Source organism: Nocardiopsis sp. EMB25, from assembly GCF_026797795.1.
Lineage (GTDB): Bacteria > Actinomycetota > Actinomycetes > Streptosporangiales > Streptosporangiaceae > Nocardiopsis > Nocardiopsis lucentensis.
Map to the genome: position 1 here is coordinate 4722022 of NZ_JAMTDN010000001.1, position 18106 is coordinate 4740127.

At 72.0% G+C, this 18106-nt stretch carries 10 protein-coding genes; 8 read left to right on the forward strand and 2 right to left on the reverse strand.

The genetic code is table 11. The annotated features are described in order from the left end of the window. Nucleotides 1–71 precede the first annotated feature (71 nt). From KIK06_RS20660 to KIK06_RS20670, 3 genes are read left to right on the forward strand one after another with little or no spacing between them, the layout of a single operon-like run. The gene (locus KIK06_RS20660) at nucleotides 72–2237 is read left to right on the forward strand and encodes a serine/threonine-protein kinase (protein ID WP_268644759.1); all 2166 of its coding nucleotides are present in this window, start codon (nucleotides 72–74) and stop codon (nucleotides 2235–2237) included. A 19-nt stretch (nucleotides 2238–2256) separates the two neighbouring features. After that, nucleotides 2257–4305, forward strand: coding sequence for a WD40 repeat domain-containing serine/threonine protein kinase (locus KIK06_RS20665; RefSeq protein WP_268644760.1), 2049 nt, complete (start codon nucleotides 2257–2259; stop codon nucleotides 4303–4305). Between the two features lie 35 nt (nucleotides 4306–4340). Beyond that, nucleotides 4341–6389, forward strand: a complete 2049-nt coding sequence (locus KIK06_RS20670) for a protein kinase (RefSeq protein WP_268644761.1) — start codon at nucleotides 4341–4343, stop codon at nucleotides 6387–6389. A 25-nt stretch (nucleotides 6390–6414) separates the two neighbouring features. On the opposite strand, the gene KIK06_RS20675 is transcribed toward KIK06_RS20670, so the two are convergent. Continuing rightward, the gene (locus KIK06_RS20675) at nucleotides 6415–7104 is read right to left on the reverse strand and encodes a hypothetical protein (protein WP_268644762.1); all 690 of its coding nucleotides are present in this window, start codon (nucleotides 7102–7104) and stop codon (nucleotides 6415–6417) included. A 190-nt stretch (nucleotides 7105–7294) separates the two neighbouring features. Between KIK06_RS20675 and KIK06_RS29280 the strand changes: the two genes are divergently transcribed. Then, a complete protein-coding gene (locus KIK06_RS29280; protein WP_327084658.1) occupies nucleotides 7295–7858 on the forward strand; it encodes a GerW family sporulation protein in 564 nt (187 codons plus the stop codon). A 48-nt stretch (nucleotides 7859–7906) separates the two neighbouring features. Here the strand turns inward: KIK06_RS29280 and eccD are convergent, their stop codons facing one another. Continuing rightward, nucleotides 7907–9247, reverse strand: coding sequence for a type VII secretion integral membrane protein EccD (gene eccD / locus KIK06_RS20685; protein WP_268644763.1), 1341 nt, complete (start codon nucleotides 9245–9247; stop codon nucleotides 7907–7909). Nucleotides 9248–9467: 220 nt separating this feature from the next. Here eccD and eccCa point away from each other — a divergent pair, with 220 nt between their 5' ends. The 4 genes from eccCa (at nucleotide 9468) to KIK06_RS20705 (ending at nucleotide 18087) form a co-directional block, all read left to right on the forward strand. Next, on the forward strand, nucleotides 9468–13433 hold the full coding sequence (gene eccCa, locus KIK06_RS20690; RefSeq protein ID WP_442789830.1) for a type VII secretion protein EccCa: 3966 nt from the start codon (nucleotides 9468–9470) through the stop codon (nucleotides 13431–13433). 237 nt (nucleotides 13434–13670) lie between these two features. After that, complete coding sequence (locus tag KIK06_RS20695) at nucleotides 13671–14819, forward strand: hypothetical protein (RefSeq protein WP_268644764.1); 1149 nt, start codon at nucleotides 13671–13673, stop codon at nucleotides 14817–14819. Nucleotides 14820–15050: 231 nt separating this feature from the next. After that, nucleotides 15051–15377, forward strand: coding sequence for a hypothetical protein (locus KIK06_RS20700; RefSeq protein ID WP_017601270.1), 327 nt, complete (start codon nucleotides 15051–15053; stop codon nucleotides 15375–15377). A 94-nt stretch (nucleotides 15378–15471) separates the two neighbouring features. Beyond that, entirely contained in the window at nucleotides 15472–18087 is a 2616-nt protein-coding gene (locus KIK06_RS20705) for a TPR repeat region-containing protein (protein WP_268644765.1), read from the forward strand. The last annotated feature ends 19 nt before the right edge of the window (nucleotides 18088–18106 follow it).

Consider the following 18106-nt stretch of genomic DNA (forward strand, 5'->3'; position numbering starts at 1 on the left):
GCCGTGAGCGACTAGATTGACGGACGCCCCCACCCCGGCCGAACGACCACCGGGGCAGGACCTCGGACCCCGTGAGGACCCCACCCACCGTGCAGCCGCTCACCCCAGGAGATCCCCCGTACATCGGCCCCCACCGTCTCCTCGCCCGCCTGGGCGCGGGCGGGATGGGCGAGGTCTACCTCGCGCGCACCCCCGACGGCCACCTGTGCGCCCTGAAGGTGGTCAAGGAGGACCTGGCGTTCGACACCCGGTTCCGCGCCCGCTTCGGCCGGGAGATCCGCGCCGCCCGCCTCGTCCGGGGGCCGTTCACCCCCGCGGTCGTGGACGCCGATCCCGACGCGCCCGCTCCCTGGATGGCCACCGAGTACGTCCCCGGTCCAACGCTGAAGGACGCCGTCCTCGCGGGCGGCCCCTTCCCGGAACCGTCACTGCGGGTTCTCGCCCTGGGGCTGGCGCGCGCCCTCGACACCATCCACGCGGCCGGGATCGTGCACCGCGACCTCAAGCCCAGCAACGTCCTGCTCTCACCGCGCGGGCCCCAGGTGATCGACTTCGGGATCGCCCGGGCCGTGGAGGGCACCGTCCTGACCCGCACCGGCCAGACCCTGGGCACCCCCGCCTACACGTCTCCCGAGCAGGTCACCGGTGACGAGGTCTCGCCGCGCAGCGACGTGTTCTCGATGGCCGGGACAGTGGTCTTCGCGGCCTCCGGGGAGCCGCCGTTCGGTGCGGGCCACCCGGCCGCCGTCCTGCACCGGGTCCTGTCCGGGGCGCCCCGCCTCGACACGGTCCCCGAGGGGGTGCTCCGCGACCTGGCCGCCGTGTGCCTGGCCAAGGACCCGGAGGCGCGTCCCGACACCGACCGGATCCTGGAGGAGCTGTCCGCGCTCCCGCTTCCGTCCGCGGAGCACGGGTGGCTGCCCTCCCCCGTCACCCAGCAGATCGACCTCCGGGAGAATGAGTCCCGGCGCGCGGAGACCGCCGAGCGCACCACGGTACCCATGGACGGCGAGGCGGCCGGCCGGTCCGCAGCGCGTGGTCGGCCCGGCCGCGCCGCGGACGACGCGGCGCCGCCCCCTCCGCCCGGATCCGATGACTCCGAGGCCGGGGCCCAACGCCCCTGGTGGCGGCGGCGCGGCACCGTCCTCGTGACAGCCGCGGCGTCCGCCCTGGTCATCGCGGGCGGGACCGCGCTCGCTCTCACCGGTCTCCCGTTCCCGGGCCAGGAGCCGGCCGCCACCGCCGGCCCCGGCGCCGACCCTTCGTCGTCCCCCGACCCGGGCGGCGAGCCCTCCGACGGCCCTCCCGAGGTCGAACTCAGCGGCTTCATGTACGACCTCGTCTTCTCCGACGACGGGGAGACGCTGTACGTCTACGGCGGAAGCACGCTGTCCGCCTGGGACTGGCGCGAGGGCGTGCCCATCGACACGTGGGAGCCCACCCCGACCTCCGCCGACATCACGTCCAGCGGCTACGTCGCCTCCGCGGCCGACGGCTACGTCGAGGTATGGGAGGGGTCCAGTGACAACCGTGTGGCCGTCGTGGGCCGAAACAACGGGGACCGCGGCTTCTACGACTACCCCGCCCTGACCGACGACGGCTCCCGGCTGGCGGTCCTCGCCTCCGAGGACGGGACCTACGACGGCGACCGGCTCATCCAGATCTGGGACGTGGAGAGCGACACCGCCGAGGTGGACATCCCGGTCGAGGGCATCGCCTTCGACCTCGACTTCACCCGTGACGGGTCCCTGCTCGTCGGCATGGTGGTCGACCACGAGTGGGACGCCTACCGGGGCGTGTTCGTCTGGGACACCGCCACCGGCCAAGAGCTGTACCGGATCTCCGGAGACGGTCGGTACTCGTTCACGCTCTCCCCCGACGACTCCACCATGGCCGTGGTGAACGGGGACAACCGCGCCTGGATCGTCGACACCGCCACCGGCGCGACCGTCCGTGAGCTGGCGCCCGTCGGCGAGGAGCACGAGCTCATCCACGACCTGGCCTTCTCCTCCGACGGCGGACGCGTCCTCGCCGGAGCCTACGGTCTGCCCTCCAGCCGGAGCAGCGTGTGGGACGCCGCGACCGGCGAGCTCCTGAGGGAGGGGGAGATCCTCCTCTACGACCCGATCGGCGTCCACCCGGACGGGGAGCACGTCGCCACCGCCGTCTCCGACACGGGAGAGATCAGCGTCCTGATCCTGGACTCCGGGTTCACCATCGTCTCCGAACTGTCCTGACCCGCCTCGGAAGGTCGCCATGCAGCAGCCAGCACCCGACGACCCGAGCCGGGTCGGACCGTACCGGATCGCCGCGCTCCTCGGCGCCGGCGGCATGGGCCGCGTCTACCTGGGGCTCGACGCGGCCGGTACGTCCGCGGCCGTCAAGGTGGTCCGGGCCGAGTACGCCTACGACCCCGACTTCCGCGAGCGCTTCGCCCAGGAGCTGGAGCTGGCCCGGCTCGTCCTGGGCGAGAACGTCCCCCGGGTCCTGGCGGCCGACACCTCGGGGCAGACTCCCTGGATGGCCACCGAGTACGTCATGGGGCCCTCGCTCCACGACCTCGTGCACGCCACGGGCCCGCTCCCGGAGGAGAGCGTGCGGTTCCTCGGGCGGGGCGTGGCCCGCGCGCTGGAGGGCGTCCACGCCAAGGGCCTGGTCCACCGCGACCTCAAGCCCGGCAACGTCATGGTGTCGGCGGACGGGGCGCAGGTGATCGACTTCGGGATCGCCGGGGCGATGGAGGACGCCCGCCACGGCGACGCGGACCGGATCGTCGGCACCCCCGGATACATGTCCCCGGAGATCGTCCGGGAACAGCGGTGCGGCGCCCCCTCGGACGTGTTCGCGCTCGGCGGGATGCTCGTGTACGCGCTCACGGGGACGGGGCCGTTCGGCGAGGGCCACCCGTCGGCCGTGATGTACCGCGTCGCCAACCAGGACCCCGTCCTGACCGGCGTGCCCGAGTCCCTGCGCGGGCTCGTCGCGTCCTGTCTGGACAAGGACCCCGACCGGCGGCCCACCGCCGCGGAAGTCCTCCGGGCGTTGGGCGGCTCGCCCGAACCCGCGCCGCACGCGGCCGCCTGGCTGCCCCCGGCCGCACGGGAGGCACTCGACGAGGTCGCGGGCGAACACCGGGACGCCGTGCGATCGACCGCCCTGGCCAAGGGCGAGAAGGGCCCTCTGGCGGGGCGGCTGCTCATCGCCGGGGCGGCGGCCGTCGCCCTGATGCTCATGGGCGGCTTCGGTGTGTGGTCGCTGGGCGGTCCGGACCTGGTGCGCGCCGAACCCGGCGAGGCCGTGCCGTCCGCGAGCGCGGAACCCGTCGAGCGCGAGGTGTGCGACCCCGCCGTGCACCTGGCCGACGAGTTCACCGAACCGGCCGAGAGCGGCGAACTGCCCGAGATGGAAGGGCGGCTCCACCCCGCGTTCTCCACCGACGGCTCAGTCCTCGCCATCGGCAGCCCGCAGGGGATCTTCCTCCTGAACTGGCGGGACGGCACCCGGCTCGCGTGGATCGACGTGGAGATCCCTCCTCTGCGGGGGAGGCCCGTGTTCTCCCCGAACGACTGTGAACTCGCCTTCACCTCGGACGACGGAACGCACGTGTACACCCTGGAGACCGGGGAGAGCACCGTCCTGGGCCCCGGACAGAACGTGACGGCCGCCGAGTTCTCCCCGGACGGCTCGGAGGTGACCACGGCCGCAGGCGGCCCCACGAGCGTGGTCACCTACGACGTGGAGAGCGGGGACGTGGTCCACGCCTACGAGGAGGCCGACAGCGCGGCTGAGATCGTCGCCTACTCCCCTGACGGCTCCCACCTGGGGGCCCACACCCTCAGCGGTGAGGTGCTCGTGTGGGACACCGGAACGCGCGAGCTGGTCGCGTACGGGGACGGCCACAGCTCCCCCCTGTTCGACCCGGACCTGGTCCTCACGGAGGACGACGAGGTGCTCTACTACAACGAGAGCGGTCCCCGCAGGCAGGTGCTCGGCAGCCGGGGGGAGCCCACCCGGTTCGTCCCCGCCGACCCGCCCGGGGCGCCCCTGGACCAGTTCGTGTACAGCCCGCAGGCGGACCGGCTGTACGCCACGTACCGGGAACCGGCCGCGGACCTGTCCGAGGGCGTGATGAAGGTGTGGGAGTTCTCCACGGGTGAGGAGCTGACGGCCGAGTCCGACGAGGGGTTCGTCGCCGAGATCACGCTCCATCCCGACGGTGAGATCTTCGTCGGGTTCCCGCCGACCGGCTCGGGGATGTGGGTCGTCGACGCCGTCGAACTGCGCCTGATCACCACCATCGACTGACGTCACGCGCCACCGCCGCCTCCAGGGAAGGGCCCATGCTCCCGCTCCACCCCCACGATCCGCCGTCCGTCGGCCCCTACCGCCTCCACGCCCGGTTGGGTGAGGAGACCTTCACGCGCGTCTACCTGGGGTCGGGCGCCGAGGGAGCACCCGTCGCGGTCAAGGTGGCGCGGTCGACGCACACCACCGACCCCGCCTTCCGGTCGGCCTTCGCCCAGCGGGTGCTGACCGCGCGCGAGGTGTCCGGCCCCCACGTGTGCGGGGTGCGGGACGCCGACCTGGAGGGTGCGGTGCCCTGGGTGGCCGTGGACCGCCCGTTCGGGCCGAGCCTGGCGCACCTGGTCCACGAGCACGGTCCCCTCTCCGCGGACGCGCTGGTCCCGCTCGCGCTCGCGCTCGCCCTCGCGCTGACCGGCCTGCACGCGTCGGGACGCGTCCACGGCTCGCTGTGGCCCGACGGGGTGCTCCTGACGGCGCGGTCGGCGGTCCTGGCCGACCCTGGTCTGGAATGGCTGGAACGGGACGGTTCCGAACGCGCCCCGCACCCGGCCTTCGCGGCGCCGGAGGGCGGGACGGCCCCGGCCGCGGACGTGCTGTCCTGGGCGGCGACGCTGTGCTTCGCGGCCAGCGGCGTCGAGGGGCCGGCCGGGCTCCCCCGGGTCCCCCTGCAACTGCGCGGACTGGTCGACGCCTGCCTCAAACGCCACCCGTCGCTGCGCCCCAGTGCGGCCGACCTGGTGCGGATGCTCGGCGGGGAGTCCGACCCGGGTCCATGGCCGCGGCGGGTGCGGACCGCGGTCGAGGCCGTCGCGGCACGGCAGAGGTCGGCCGTCGACCCCCGAGCCGGGGACCGCGCCGCCGGAGGGGTACCGAAACCCCCTCCCCGACGCGGACGTCGTGCCGCGCTCCTGGCGGCGGGTGGTCTGGTGCTCGCCCTGGTGGCGGGCTCCGCCGCGGCCTGGTCCCGCGGCTGGTCCCCCGGCGGAGCGGCGGAGGGCGGGGGTCCCGGAGAGCCCGACGCCGGACCGGTCGCCGACGCGTCCTGCCTGGACGGCACCGGGTACCCGTCACCCGGGACGGCACCCGACGGGGCCGGGGCGGGGCCGATCGGGCTGGCGTTCGGCCCGGGCGGGGACGCACTGGCCGTGACCACCGGGGAGTACGGGCTGACGGTGTGGGACTGGCGCGCGGGGAGGGAGGTCGCCCGCCCCGCCGACGCGGTGGACACCGACTCCGAGCCCGTGTTCTCACCCACCGGCTGCACGGTCGCCGCGGCGGTCCCCGTCGAATACGAGGGGGTCACCCTTCCGGTCGCGGTCACGCACACCTTCGACCTGCCGTCGGGGACGACCGCACGGCATCTGGGACCGCAGATCGGACCGGAGGAGAGCGGAGGCGTGTGGTCCGCCCCGCCACGCGACGCCCAGGACACGGCGTTCGGCCCCGACGGGAGTGTGCTCGCGGTGGCGCTGGCCGGAGGCGGTGACATGGACGCGGACAGCGTGGGTCTCGTCGACCCGGCCACCGGGGAGGCGACGGGATCGCTCGTGCCGGGGCGGACGAACCGCGTGGAGTTCGTCGGCCCCGACCGCCTCGCCATCGCCCGGACCGGGACGATCTCCGTGTGGGACATCGGCACGGGGGAGGAGGCGTACACCGTTCGGGGAACGGACTCGACGGTCTTCGCCGCGGTCCCCGGCCGCGACGAGGTGGTGTACGGGGACGGGGAGCGGCTGGTGTGGTTCGACTACGCGCGACGCGCGGAACTGGGCTCCTTCACGCTGCCCGGCTTCGCCGACACGGGGGTCGCCGTCCTCCTCGACGTCGTGGTGGATCCGGAGCGGTCTCGGGTGTACGCGAGTTGGGAGGTGCCGGGGTACGCGTCAGACGATGACGCGACCGGCTCCATGAGCCACGTGTGGGACCTGGAGACGGGAGAGGACCTCGCCGACCGCGACGGCGCGGTGGACTTCCGACGGGTCGCCGTGCACCCGGAGGGCGAGGCGCTGGCCGCGATCACCGCCGGGGGCCGGGTGGTGACCGTCGACCCGGAGACGCTGGAGCCCGGCGAACCCTTGTTCTGACGGGCCCTCCCGGGCGCGGGCGGGCTCAGCCGACCGCGGCGAGGATCTCCTCGGCGACCGTGACGGCACGCCGGGTCATCTCCTCCTCGTCGAGGTAGGCCACACCGACGTAGTCGCCCGCCCCGTCGTCGACAACCTCGTCAGCGTCGTACGTCACCTTCACGAGCACCTGCCCGTCGACCACGGTGAGTTCGGCGCTGGTCCCCTCCCGCTGGAACTCGATGGCCGCCAGTTCGCCGACGCCGAGCGAGGGGTCGGCCTCGGACTCCTCGATCGGGAGGACGTAGTCGTCCATCTGAAGCTCCTCACTGATCTCCAGGCTGTAGGTGAGGCTGTGGCTCCGCGGCGCCTCAGCGTCGATGTCCACGTCCGTGGTGATACAGGTCATCGTCAGCTGTCCGGTGTTCTCCAGACTGTCCGGGTCCGGGACGCCGCCTTCCCCCTCCTGGTTGCCCGCACGGCCCGGGCCCACGAACTCGTCCAGTGTGTCCTGGGACAGCACCTCGCACAGGTGGTCCGGGGCGAGCTCCATGGGGTCGACGAGTTCGACGGCCTCCTCGGCCGCGGCCGTCTCCTCGGCGCCCTCCGCGCCCCCGGCGACGGTGTCCGGCTCCCGTTCGGCCCGCCCGGTGTCGCCACCACCGCAGGCACTGAGCAGGAACGCCAGGGCGGCCCCTCCCGCCAGGGTCGCGGCACGGTTGATCGGCTCGGGCATGCGGGGTTCCCCTCCTGGGTCGTTCGTGGAACGGCGGACACCATATCGCCCTGAACACACGAACCGTCACTCAATGTCCGAAATCGGCCACACGGGCGGGCGCCCCCGGAGACACGGACGCGCCGGGAGGAGCGGCCCCTCGCCGGGGCGGCCCGGTAGCGTGTGGGGAAACCGGCGAGGGAGCAGGACCATGCTGAGATCCGCGATCCGACGTGCCCGACGCACCGCCCGAAACGCCGGTGGCGCGTCACCCGCCCGACGCTCCAGCCCCGCGCTGGACGCGCTCGTGCGCGTGGTGGAGGGCACCGGCACGGCGGCCAGGGCGGCCACCGTGTTCGGCGAACCGGTGGTGTCGGGCGCGACCACCGTCGTCCCCGTCGCGCGGGTCAGCGCGCTCAGCACCATGGGCGGCGGTTCGAGCCGTATCCCCGGCGCCGACGGGGCCGGGGGCAGCGGTTTCGCGCGGGTTCGGCCCGCGGGGTTCATCGTCCTGGACGGTGTGGGGGCCCGCTTCCATCCCATTCGCCAGCCCGCGGCCAGGCTCGTCCTCCCCCTTGCCGTGATCACGGCGGCGGCGGCCACCCGCATCGTGGGTGTGTCGCTCCGGGAGGCCCGGCGGCGGAGGCGGTGCGCCAACCCGCGAGGAGTGGCGGCGACGGCGGTGGTGGAGGCGTCGAACACCCCGTCGGGGCGGGAGGAACCGTCCCGTCAGGACCCGGCCGGCGCCGACGGCGCGTCGACCGAGCGCCCCTGAGTCCGCCCGGCGCGCCGCGGTCCCGGACCCGTGGCGGGAGGACCGCCGTCACTCCACCCCGGACATCCGCGCGACGAAGGCGAACAGGCCCATCCCCCAGGCGAGGGCCGCGCACATCGCGATGATCACCACGACCTCGACCCCGTTGAGGACGCGGCGCAGCGACGCGCGCGGGACGTCGGTCAGGCGCACCCAGCTCAGCACGCCCAGGACCATGCAGGCGAGCAGGACCGCGACCGGCAGCCACGGGCCCAGCACGGGGTACTCCCCGATCGCCGCCACACCCGCGGCTCCGATCCCCAGGACGCCCCCGAGCCGCAACGGCAGCACGTGGCGGATCCGGTCGAACAGGCGCGAGCGCATGATCAGCAGTACCGACAGCAGACCGCTGAGCAGGAGATCCGGCAGCCCCTCGGCCATGAAGGTCAGGAGCACGGTGACCGCGCCGCCGCTGATCGCGGCGCCCATCACGATGCCCAGCAGCAGACGGTCGCTGTTGGTGAAGGTGTCCTCGAAACGGTCCGTGGCGACCTGACCCGAGCGCCCCACCTCGTAGTCCAGCCCGGACAGGCCGCCCATCACCATGGCCACCCGCGGTAGCGCGCCGACGCACAGGGCCAGGGCCAGTCCCATCGCGCGGACACCCTGCACCGGGTCCACGAACGCCCCGACACCGACCAGCACCCCGGCGGTCACCGTGATCACGCCGAGCCCGGCGATGTAGGCCAGCCCGGTCTCGTGCAGGGCCCAGCCGACCCCGGCCACCAGGAGCGCGCCGGCCAGCGCGAACGCCGACATCACCAGGGCGCCCGCGGCGGTCACCAGGCCCGCGGCGAGTACGGCGGTCACCGCGCCCCACACGCAGGAGGCGGCGAACAGGACGTGGGCGACGGCGGGCAGCGGACGCCGTGCCGCGAGCAGCATGATCGCGATCGAGAACAGCGTGCCGACGCTCGCCACACCCAGGTGGCCGACCGAGGGTCGCAACCACATCATCAACAGCAGCATCAGCAAGGGGCCGATTCCGGCCACGAGGAGCCCGAAGGAGAGCGTCGTCGTCGGGTTCCAGATCCGGGCGGTCTCGTCGACCCGGTCCTCCACGGCACCGCGCACGTCGTCCACGTGCGCGGGTCGGCTGGGCGCGGTCCGCCGGTCGAGCATGAGGACGTCGCCGTCGTAGACCCCGGCGCTCTCCAGTGGCTCCTCCAGCCGGACCGGGGAGCCGTCGACGGTGGTCAACGCCCAGTGCGCGGGCTCGGTGCCCTCCTCCTGGGGAGCGCACACCTCGACGATGCGCGGCATCAGCGTCGCCACGGGCACACTTCCGGGCAGTGCCAGATCGGCCCAGCGGTCCGGTCCGGTGACCGTAACCCGGCAGTATCCACTCACACCCATGATTCCTTTGCCGTCGCCGTAGGGGGTTATCTCCGCTCGGGGGTACAGACCGACGCGAATTAGGTGATTCGCGGTGTTCGCGAGATCATTCCTAGCGTAGTCACCCAGACACCCAACCCCCGCCGGTGGACGGAAAGAGATCACTGTGGCGACGAGACCGGTCCCCCGCCCCGCCCGCAGCACCCCGACTGCCCCTGGGAACACGCCTCTGGTCATCGCGACCCCGCCGCAGATGCCGGAGAATCCTCCCGCCTCGAGTTCGGGCGCGATGATCATCATGCCGATCATCACCGGGTCGGGCTCCCTGCTGATGTCCATCACCATGGGCCACCGCCCGCTGATGGCGGTCGCGGGCGTGATGATCATGATGGCGAGCGTCGTCGTCGGCATCATCATGTTCGTCGCCCAGCACAACGGACCCCGTAAGCGGATCCGGGAACAGCGGGAGCGGTACGTCGACTACCTCGACCAGCTGCGCGAGATCGTCCGGGACGTGGCCGCCACGCAGCGCGCGGACAACGCCTTCCGCCACCCGGATCCGCAACTGCTGACCGAGCCCGCGCGCTCCCGCGCCCGGCGCTGGGAGCGGCGCGCGTCCGATCCCGACTTCCTGGACGTGCGCGCGGGTTCGGGGACCCGGCCGCTGGCCCGGGCGTTGAAGCTCAAGGTGGACAACTCCAACCCGCTGATCGTCTACGACCCCGTCTGCCAGGGCGCCGCCGACCAGCTCATCGAGCTGTACGGCGACGTGCCCGAGATGCCGCTGGTGCTCCCGCTGCGCGAGTACGGCGTGGTGTCGGTCGTCGGCGACCGCGAGGCCGGGCGGGGGCTGGCGCGGTCGATGATCGCGCAGTTGTCGACCTTCCACTCTCCGCACGACCTGCGGATCGGCGTGGTGCGCGACAACAAGATGCGCACGTCGTGGGAGTGGCTGAAGTGGCTGCCGCACAACACCTTCGACGAGGCCAAGGACGGCCCGATGCCCGCCCGGCTCGTGGCCGGGAACACCGTCCAGATCGCCGAACTGCTGTCCGAGGAGATCGAGCGCCGCACGGTCGACCTCCAGAGGCGGCGCGGCAAGCCGCCGGGCCCCGGCACACAGCGGCTGGTGGTCGTGCTCGACGGTGAGCACCAGTCGACGCTGTCCGGACTGCACGCCGAACCGCCCGTGACCTCCCTGGCCGACCTGGGTATCCATGTGATCGCCTTGGTGAGCGACCGCCGCGAGGAACCGGAGGCGGTGGACCTGCGACTGACGGTCGACGCCGACGGCACCCTCACCGAGGACACCGAACTGCCGGGTGCGGACGAGGCGGCCGACCGCAGCCCCATCGAGGGCAGGGCCGACCGGTCGAGCATCGCCCACCTGACGAGCCTGGCGCGCGGGCTGGCGCCGTACGGTATCGCGGTCACCGACTCCGACGACGCCATGCACGAGACCGTCGGGCTGCCGGAGATCCTGGGCGTGCCCGACGTCGCCCAGCTGGACACGCGGCGTACCTGGCGCAAGCGCAGCACCGGCGACTACCTGCGGGTCCCGATCGGTATCGGGCCGAGCGGCAACACGGTGCTGCTGGACCTGAAGGAGTCGGCGTTCGGCGGCATGGGCCCGCACGGGCTGGTGGTCGGCGCGACCGGTTCGGGCAAGTCGGAGATGCTGCGGACGATGGTGGCCTCACTGGTCATCAACCACTCGCCGGAGAACCTCGCGCTGCTGCTGGTGGACTTCAAGGGCGGCGCGACCTTCGCCGACACCGACCGGCTGCCGCACAGCGCCGGGTTGATCACCAACCTGGCCGACGACGACGGTCTGGTGACGCGGTTCCGGGAGGCGACCTTCGGCGAGCTGCTCCGGCGCCAGCAGATCCTGAAGAACGCGGGCAACCTGCCGAACCTGCACGCCTACGAGGCGGCGCGCGAGACCAACCCCGAGTTGGAGCCCCTGCCGCACCTGCTCATCATCATCGACGAGTTCTCCGAGCTGCTGACCGCCCATCCGGACTTCGCGGAGCTGTTCGTCGCGATCGGGCGCATCGGCCGGTCGATCGGGGTGCACCTGCTGCTGGCCACCCAGCGCCTGGAGTCGGGCAAGATCAAGGGCCTGGAGTCGCACCTGTCCTACCGCGTGGGCCTGCGCACCTTCTCCGAGGCGGAGAGCCGGGAGGCGATCGGCGTGGGCGACGCCTACCACCTGCCGCCCGAACCCGGATCCGGCTACCTCAAGGTCGACACCTCCGTCTTCGAGCGGTTCAAGGCCGCCATGGTCTCCCAGCCCTACGAGCCGCCCCAGCGGGAGGAGAAGGACGAGCACGAGCCCGTTCTGCCGCTGCTGTCCTACAACGCCCTGGAGAAGGTGACGGGCACGGGGTCGCTGGTCGACTCGCTCGTGGGATCGATCAGGGCCAAGGAGGAGGAGAGCAGGCCCAAGCAGGAGAAGCGCACGACCCTCCAGGTGACCGTGGACCAACTGGTGGCCTCGGGCGCCGAGCGCGTGCGGCCGGTGTGGCTGCCGCCGCTGCCGGAGCTGCTGACCTTCGACTCGGTGCTGGCCGACCTCGGGGAGGCCGACGACCTGGAGGGCGAGGGCACCGAGCCGGACCCGGCCGAGGCCAAGGCGGTCATCGGTCTCACCGACATCCCGCGTGAGCAGCGGGTGATCCCCGCGGAGCTGGACTTCACCGGCGGCGAGGGCAACATCGTCGTCCTGGGCGGGCCCCAGTCCGGCAAGTCGACGCTGCTGCGCACGATCATCGCCAGCCTGGCGTGGCGGTATCCGCCCGGCCGGGTCGGGGTGTACGCGATCGACTTCGGCGGCGGCGCCCTCCAGGCGATGGACGAACTGCCGCACGTCGCGGGCGTGGCGGGCCGTGCCGACCCGGAGCGGGTGCAGCGGATCCTGACCGACGTGTCGGGGCACCTGGACCGACGCCAACGGGTGTTCCGCAAGCACAAGCTGGACTCCCCGGCGGCGCTGCGCCAGGCGCGGGCCGACGGGAAGCTGCCCGCGAGCGTGGTCGGCGACCTGTTCCTCATGATCGACGGGTGGTCGGCGGTCCGGGACTCCTTCGACGCGGCCGACGACTTCCTCATGGACATCGCGACCCGGGGTCCGTCCCTGGGCGTGCACACGATCCTGACGGGTGCGGCGTCGTCGCAGATCAGGTCCCGGCTGCAGGCGCTGTTCGGCGGGCGCTTCGAGCTGCGGCTCAGTGACCCGATGGACTCGGGGATCGGCCGCAAGGTCGCCGAGGAGATCCCGAAGGACACCCCGGGCCGCGGCCTGACCTCGGAGGAGCACCACACGCACGTGGCACTGCCGCGGGTGGACGGGGTGGCCAGCGGTGAGGACGTGACCGACGGGATCCGCGACCTGATCAAGCGGGTCCGGGAGCGCTGGCCGCAGAAGGCCGTGCAGGGCGTGCGGACGCTGCCCCAGCGGGTGGAGCTCGACGAGCTGCTCAAGGGGCGCAAGAGCGGCAAGGGCCGCATGCGCGAGCTGGTGCTCGGCATGGCGGAGAGCTCGCTCGCCCCGGCCACGACCAACCTGGACCGGGACCCGCACCTGGTGGTGTTCGGCGACCCGCAGACCGGCAAGACGACCCTGCTGCGCGGGCTGGTCAAGCAGATCGTCCAGCGCCCGGCCAAGGAGCTGGGCATCGTCATGGTCGACTTCCGGCGCTCGCACCTGGAACTGGTGCCGGAGGAGCACCTTCTGGCGTACTGCACCACGGCGGAGCAGACCAAGGCCGTCGCGGACAACCTGGCGGGGTCGCTCAAGCAGCGCCTGCCGGGTCCGGACGTGACCCCCAAGCAGCTGCGGGAGCGCAGCTGGTGGAAGGGCCTGGACCTGTACATCGTCGTGGACGACATGGACATGATCGCCTCGCGCAGCAACCCGCTCGCGCCGCTGGCGCCGTACATCCCGCAGGGCGCCGACCTGGGCCTGCACGTCATCGCGGCCCGGCGCACCGGCGGTACGGCGCGGGCGATGTTCGAGCCGGTGCTCCAGGCGCTCAGCGACATGGCGACACCCGGTCTGCTGTTCTCGGGTGACCGGATGGAGGGCCGCCTGGCCAACGGCGTGGCCTCCAAGGCGCTGCCGCAGGGCCGGGCGCAGCTGGCGCTGCGCGGCAAGCGCCCCGACCTGGTGCAGGTCGGCTGGAGCGAGCCCCCGGCGTAGGGGGAAACGTGGGCGGGGCGGCCGGTGGCGGCCGCCCCGTCGGAACCGTTGCCTGGCTCGACTTCGTCCGGTGCCGCCCGGAACGGACGGCGCCCGCGAAGGCGTGATGTCGTTCCCGTCCCGTGGCCGACTCCGGCCGCCGCGCCCGCAGCACTCCGCCGGAGGTGGAACCATAGGGGGTCCGGGTTGGTCCCACTTGTGGCAACTCCACCGTTCCCTCCCCCGAAAGGCAGATTCGTGCGGCGTTCCCTCGCCCTCATGTCGGCCGCGTGTCTGGTGGCCGTCACCGCCTGCGACACCTCGTCCACGGACTCGGACGACCCGCCGGAGACCGTGGAGGAGATCACCGAGCAGGGACTGGCCGGGCTCGCGCTGCTGCACCGCGGGTACGAGGGCGGCGACCCGGAGACCGACCAGGTCCTCGTCTTCCACGACCCCGTGACCGGTCGGCCCGTCCACGAACTCGGCCTTCCCGAGGGGGCGGTGGACCCCATGGCGTCGGACCTGCCGGTGCACTCCCAGTTCTCCGCGGACTGGCAGTTCTTCGCCTACGCGACCACCGAGCCGTCCGCGATCACCATCGCCGCGCTCACCGATCCGGAGGACGCCGAGGGTTCCGCGGTCGCCGAGGCCACCGACGAGGAGGGCGAGGCACCCGCGATGATCACGTACCAGCCGGTCGAGTCGGTGACCGCCTCCTCCGGCGAGGTGGTGTCGCGACCGGTCATCCACGGCGACCGGCTCTGGTACGTCTCCGACAACGAGCAGGACGTCCAGCCGCCCCAGGTGATGTCGGTGCCGCTGGACGCACCGGGCGGCACGCCCAACCAGGAGGGCACCCTCCCTCTGGGAGAGGGCCGGCGCCCGAGCGACTGGGCGCTCACGCCCGCGGGCGAACTGCACATCCGCAACAGCGTCCCGACCCAGCAGCTGCCCGGCGCCGACGGCCGGACCCTGGTGGTCCGCCAGACCAACGGCAGCGTCGTCAACGCGTCCCTGACCACGGCCGAGGGACAGTGGCAGACCTTCGACGACGGCCTCGTGTGGGGCGGGGGCACCGCCGTGCTGGTCCACGATCCGGCCGGAGCCCAGCAGATGGCGGGCGCCTACCTGGTGGCCGTGGACGGGCAGACGCACACCGCCACCCGGATCATGGAGAACAGTGGCGGCCCGGTGCTCCAGTACGCGCCCGCGCCCGAGCGCGACGCGGTCCTGCTCCAGACGGAGGAGGCGTGGTTCCGCGTCGACCTGGAGGAGGGTGAGGTGACCGGCACGGAGGAGGCCTTCCCCCGGTTCCACGACGCCTCCATGGACGGCTACCCGCTCGTGGTCCGCTGGGCGGAGGAGCCCCCGGAGGACGAGGCCGGCGCCAGCCCGTCCAGCTGACCTCCCGCGATCGGCCCGGGCCGTGAACACCCGACGAACAGCACACTCCGGGCGCGGATAACATCTGCGAACACCTCGCGCACAACGGAACTCATCGCTACTCTCGGGCGTCTGACCCCGTGCCCCAGACCCAGACCCCGGCCGTCCCGCCGCCCCCCGGCGAGGCGGTACTCGCGTGTGGAGGGCGGAACCCGTCCTCCTGGTCATCCCGCACCCACGGAGGAGATCCCCATGAGCACAGAGGCGGGCGCCAACCCGATCGAGGCGATGGAGGGCGGCGAGTACGCCGAGACCCTCGCGGCCGCCATGGCCGGGCTGGCCGACATGTTCGACCTCCTCATGGAGGACGCCGAGGCCGCCGCGGGCCACACCGACGTCGTGGCCGGGTTCCGCACGTTCAAGGAGGAGTTCGCCCAGGACCTCATCGACGTCCAGGAGCACGGCCTCTCCCTCGCGAACAACATCCAGGCGGGTGCGTCCGAGATCGCCCGGAACGACCTGGAGGGCGCCGAGGACTACAACTCCGCCTGGGACGCGCGCCTGGAGATCAACTTCTAGAACCGTCCCCGCCGTCCCGGCGGACCAGTCCCACCCCCGCCCACGCCGTGCCCCGCCCCTTCCCAGCCCTCCCCGTTCACTCCCAAGGAAGACCGTGGCCTCCTTCGATCTGGACTTCTCCCCCCGCAACGTCGACTACACGTCCCGTCCGATGTACGACTGCGCCGGAGACCTGGAAGTACTCAACTCCCGGGTGCTCGGACGCGCCGACGATCTCCAGGGCGGCTTCGACTCCGCGGCCACCCAGTTCACCGACGTCATCGGCTGGGACATCAAGAACCTCTCCGAGGAGGACCAGCAGCACTGGCGCGACGCCGCGGTCACCGTCACCTACGTCGCCTCCGTCGCGGAGATGTGGGCGGACATGATCGAGGAGTTCAAGGACGAGTGGGGCGCCCAGGTCTCCGACTGGCACAACGACCGCCGCGCCAAGGAGGGCGACGTCCCCGGCAAGTACCAGGACGCGGTGATCACCGCCACCTACCCCGAGGCCGACGGCTTCCTCTGGACGGACTGGGGCGCCGGGGACGAAGCGAAGTGCCGTGAGCTCTACGACGGGCTCAAGTCCACCCGCGACTCCCTCGTCACCCGCGAGGAGACCAACTGGCAGAAGCTCCAGGACAACGCCGCGGACATCCGCGAGATGCTCGAACAGGGCCCCACCCCCGCCAACGTCCAGCGGCTCATCGACGCGGGCAACGCCGACTGGGCGTTCTACAACCTCGACCCCGCGCGCTTCGCCCAGCTCATCGACGAGAACCTCCTCACCGACGAGAACGCGCGCGAGTGGGCCGAGGAGCTCAACGGCTACTGGAGCGGCGACAAGCCCCTGGACGAGCGCTACGAGGAGCTCATGGCCCTGATGGCCATGATCGGCACCAACGCGCGGAGGGGCCAGGAGAACGACACCCCGCTCAACTCCCGTGAGGTCGACTTCCTGGAGGAGTTCTACGGGCAGCTGGAGGAGGAGCACACCAACGGTGACGGACTCGGCCTGGGCATTCTCGCCCTCCCCGGCCTCATGGCCGAGAGCGACATGACCGACGAGGAGCGCGAACGCGCTCTGGGCGTTCTCGGCGACGGCCTGCTCGCCCTCTCCGACCCGAACCTCGGCGGCGGCTACGACAAGCTGCCCCAGAGCTTCCGGACCGCCGTGGAGAGCTCCCTCCCCGTCGACTACGACGAGAACGGCATCCCCTACACCCCGGTCACGCTGGGGGACGACCTCAAGTCCCTGTCCGCTCTCCTCGCCCACACCGACGAGGACCTGGAGGCCGGGTACGGCCTGTCCACCAACCTCCACCTGTCCATGGGGGCCTTCCTCGACAACTGGGGCGACACACCCGACCCGGACGGGATCATGCCGAGTTCCGAGCAGATGGCGGCCCTGATCGACGTGGCCAGCCGCAACGAGGACTCCAACTACTTCATGCTCACGGGCACCCACCTCAACCCGGAGCCGGGGATCGATTACCACGACGACATGCGCGCCCAGGCTCTGGAGGGCACGCTCACCTACGAGTGGCACGACGACGGCGCCACCGCCCGCCAGCTGATCGACTGGGTGCACGAGGACCTGAACAGCGACGACCCCCTGGAGGTCAGCCGGGCCGGGCGCGCGTTCGCCGGGTTCATGGAGACCCTCACCGACCCCGACATGCACGACGCCCTCGTCAACACCGGGGTCGACGTGACCGAAGGGGAGAACGAGTACTCCGACGCGTCCTTCACCCAGTTCAACGGCGAACTCGCCGACGGTCTCGCCGACATCTTCGACGCCTACATCTACAGCTTCGCCGACAGCGACGTCCTCCAGGACAACGAGCCGGTGACGGGCGTCGGGAACTTCGAACCGGGCAGGAACTTCGTCTCCATGGGGCCCGAGGAGCGTGCCATGTACATGCAGCTGCTCATGGGCAACGACGAGACCGCCGGACGCGTGGTCAACTCGGTCGACGTCTACCAGCAGATCGAGGCCGCCGCGTACTTCGAGAGCGGGCAGGACGAGGAGACGGCACGCGGCGGGGGGCAGCTCCAGGCTCTTCTGGAGGAGGCCCTGCGCCGGGAGTCCGCCGACCGGACCGCCGACCTCGACGAGCAGATCGATCGCGAGACGCAGATCACGGAGTTCATCGTGGGCGAGGCGACCGGCCTGTCGGAGAAGATCCCGGTCATCGGCGCGGCCGTGGCGAAGGGTCTGGAACTCGGACAGGACAGCATCGTCGAGGCGATCGTCGACGGAGAGTACGAGGTCTCCCCGCGCCATCCGGACTTCTCCGGCGCCGAGTACATTGAGCGCAACTTCCGGATCGAGGCCCTCGACCACCTGTCACAGCACGACCCTGAGGCCCTCAACGACGTCATCCGCCCCGACGAGTTCCACACCCTGATCGACGGCGGCGCTCTCACCGTCTGGCAGGACGGTGTTCGGCTGACCGCGGAGGACATCGGGGAGGACTTCGTCTTCGACGACTCCGTCAGGGTCAGCGTCGAGAAGGACCCGAACGAGTGGACGGACAACGAGAACCAGGACCTCGACCGGATGGACGGCGCCATCAGCAACATCATGGACGACGTGGAGGTCACCACCAGCGACGGCCGTACCCAGCCGGGCCACCAGCGCGTGGGCGACTTCGTCGAGCAGTACAACAACTCCTACAACGACACGAACAGTGTCTTCGAAGGCCGAGAGGAGGAAGAGGAGGAGTGATGCGCGGCTGGCCACAGAC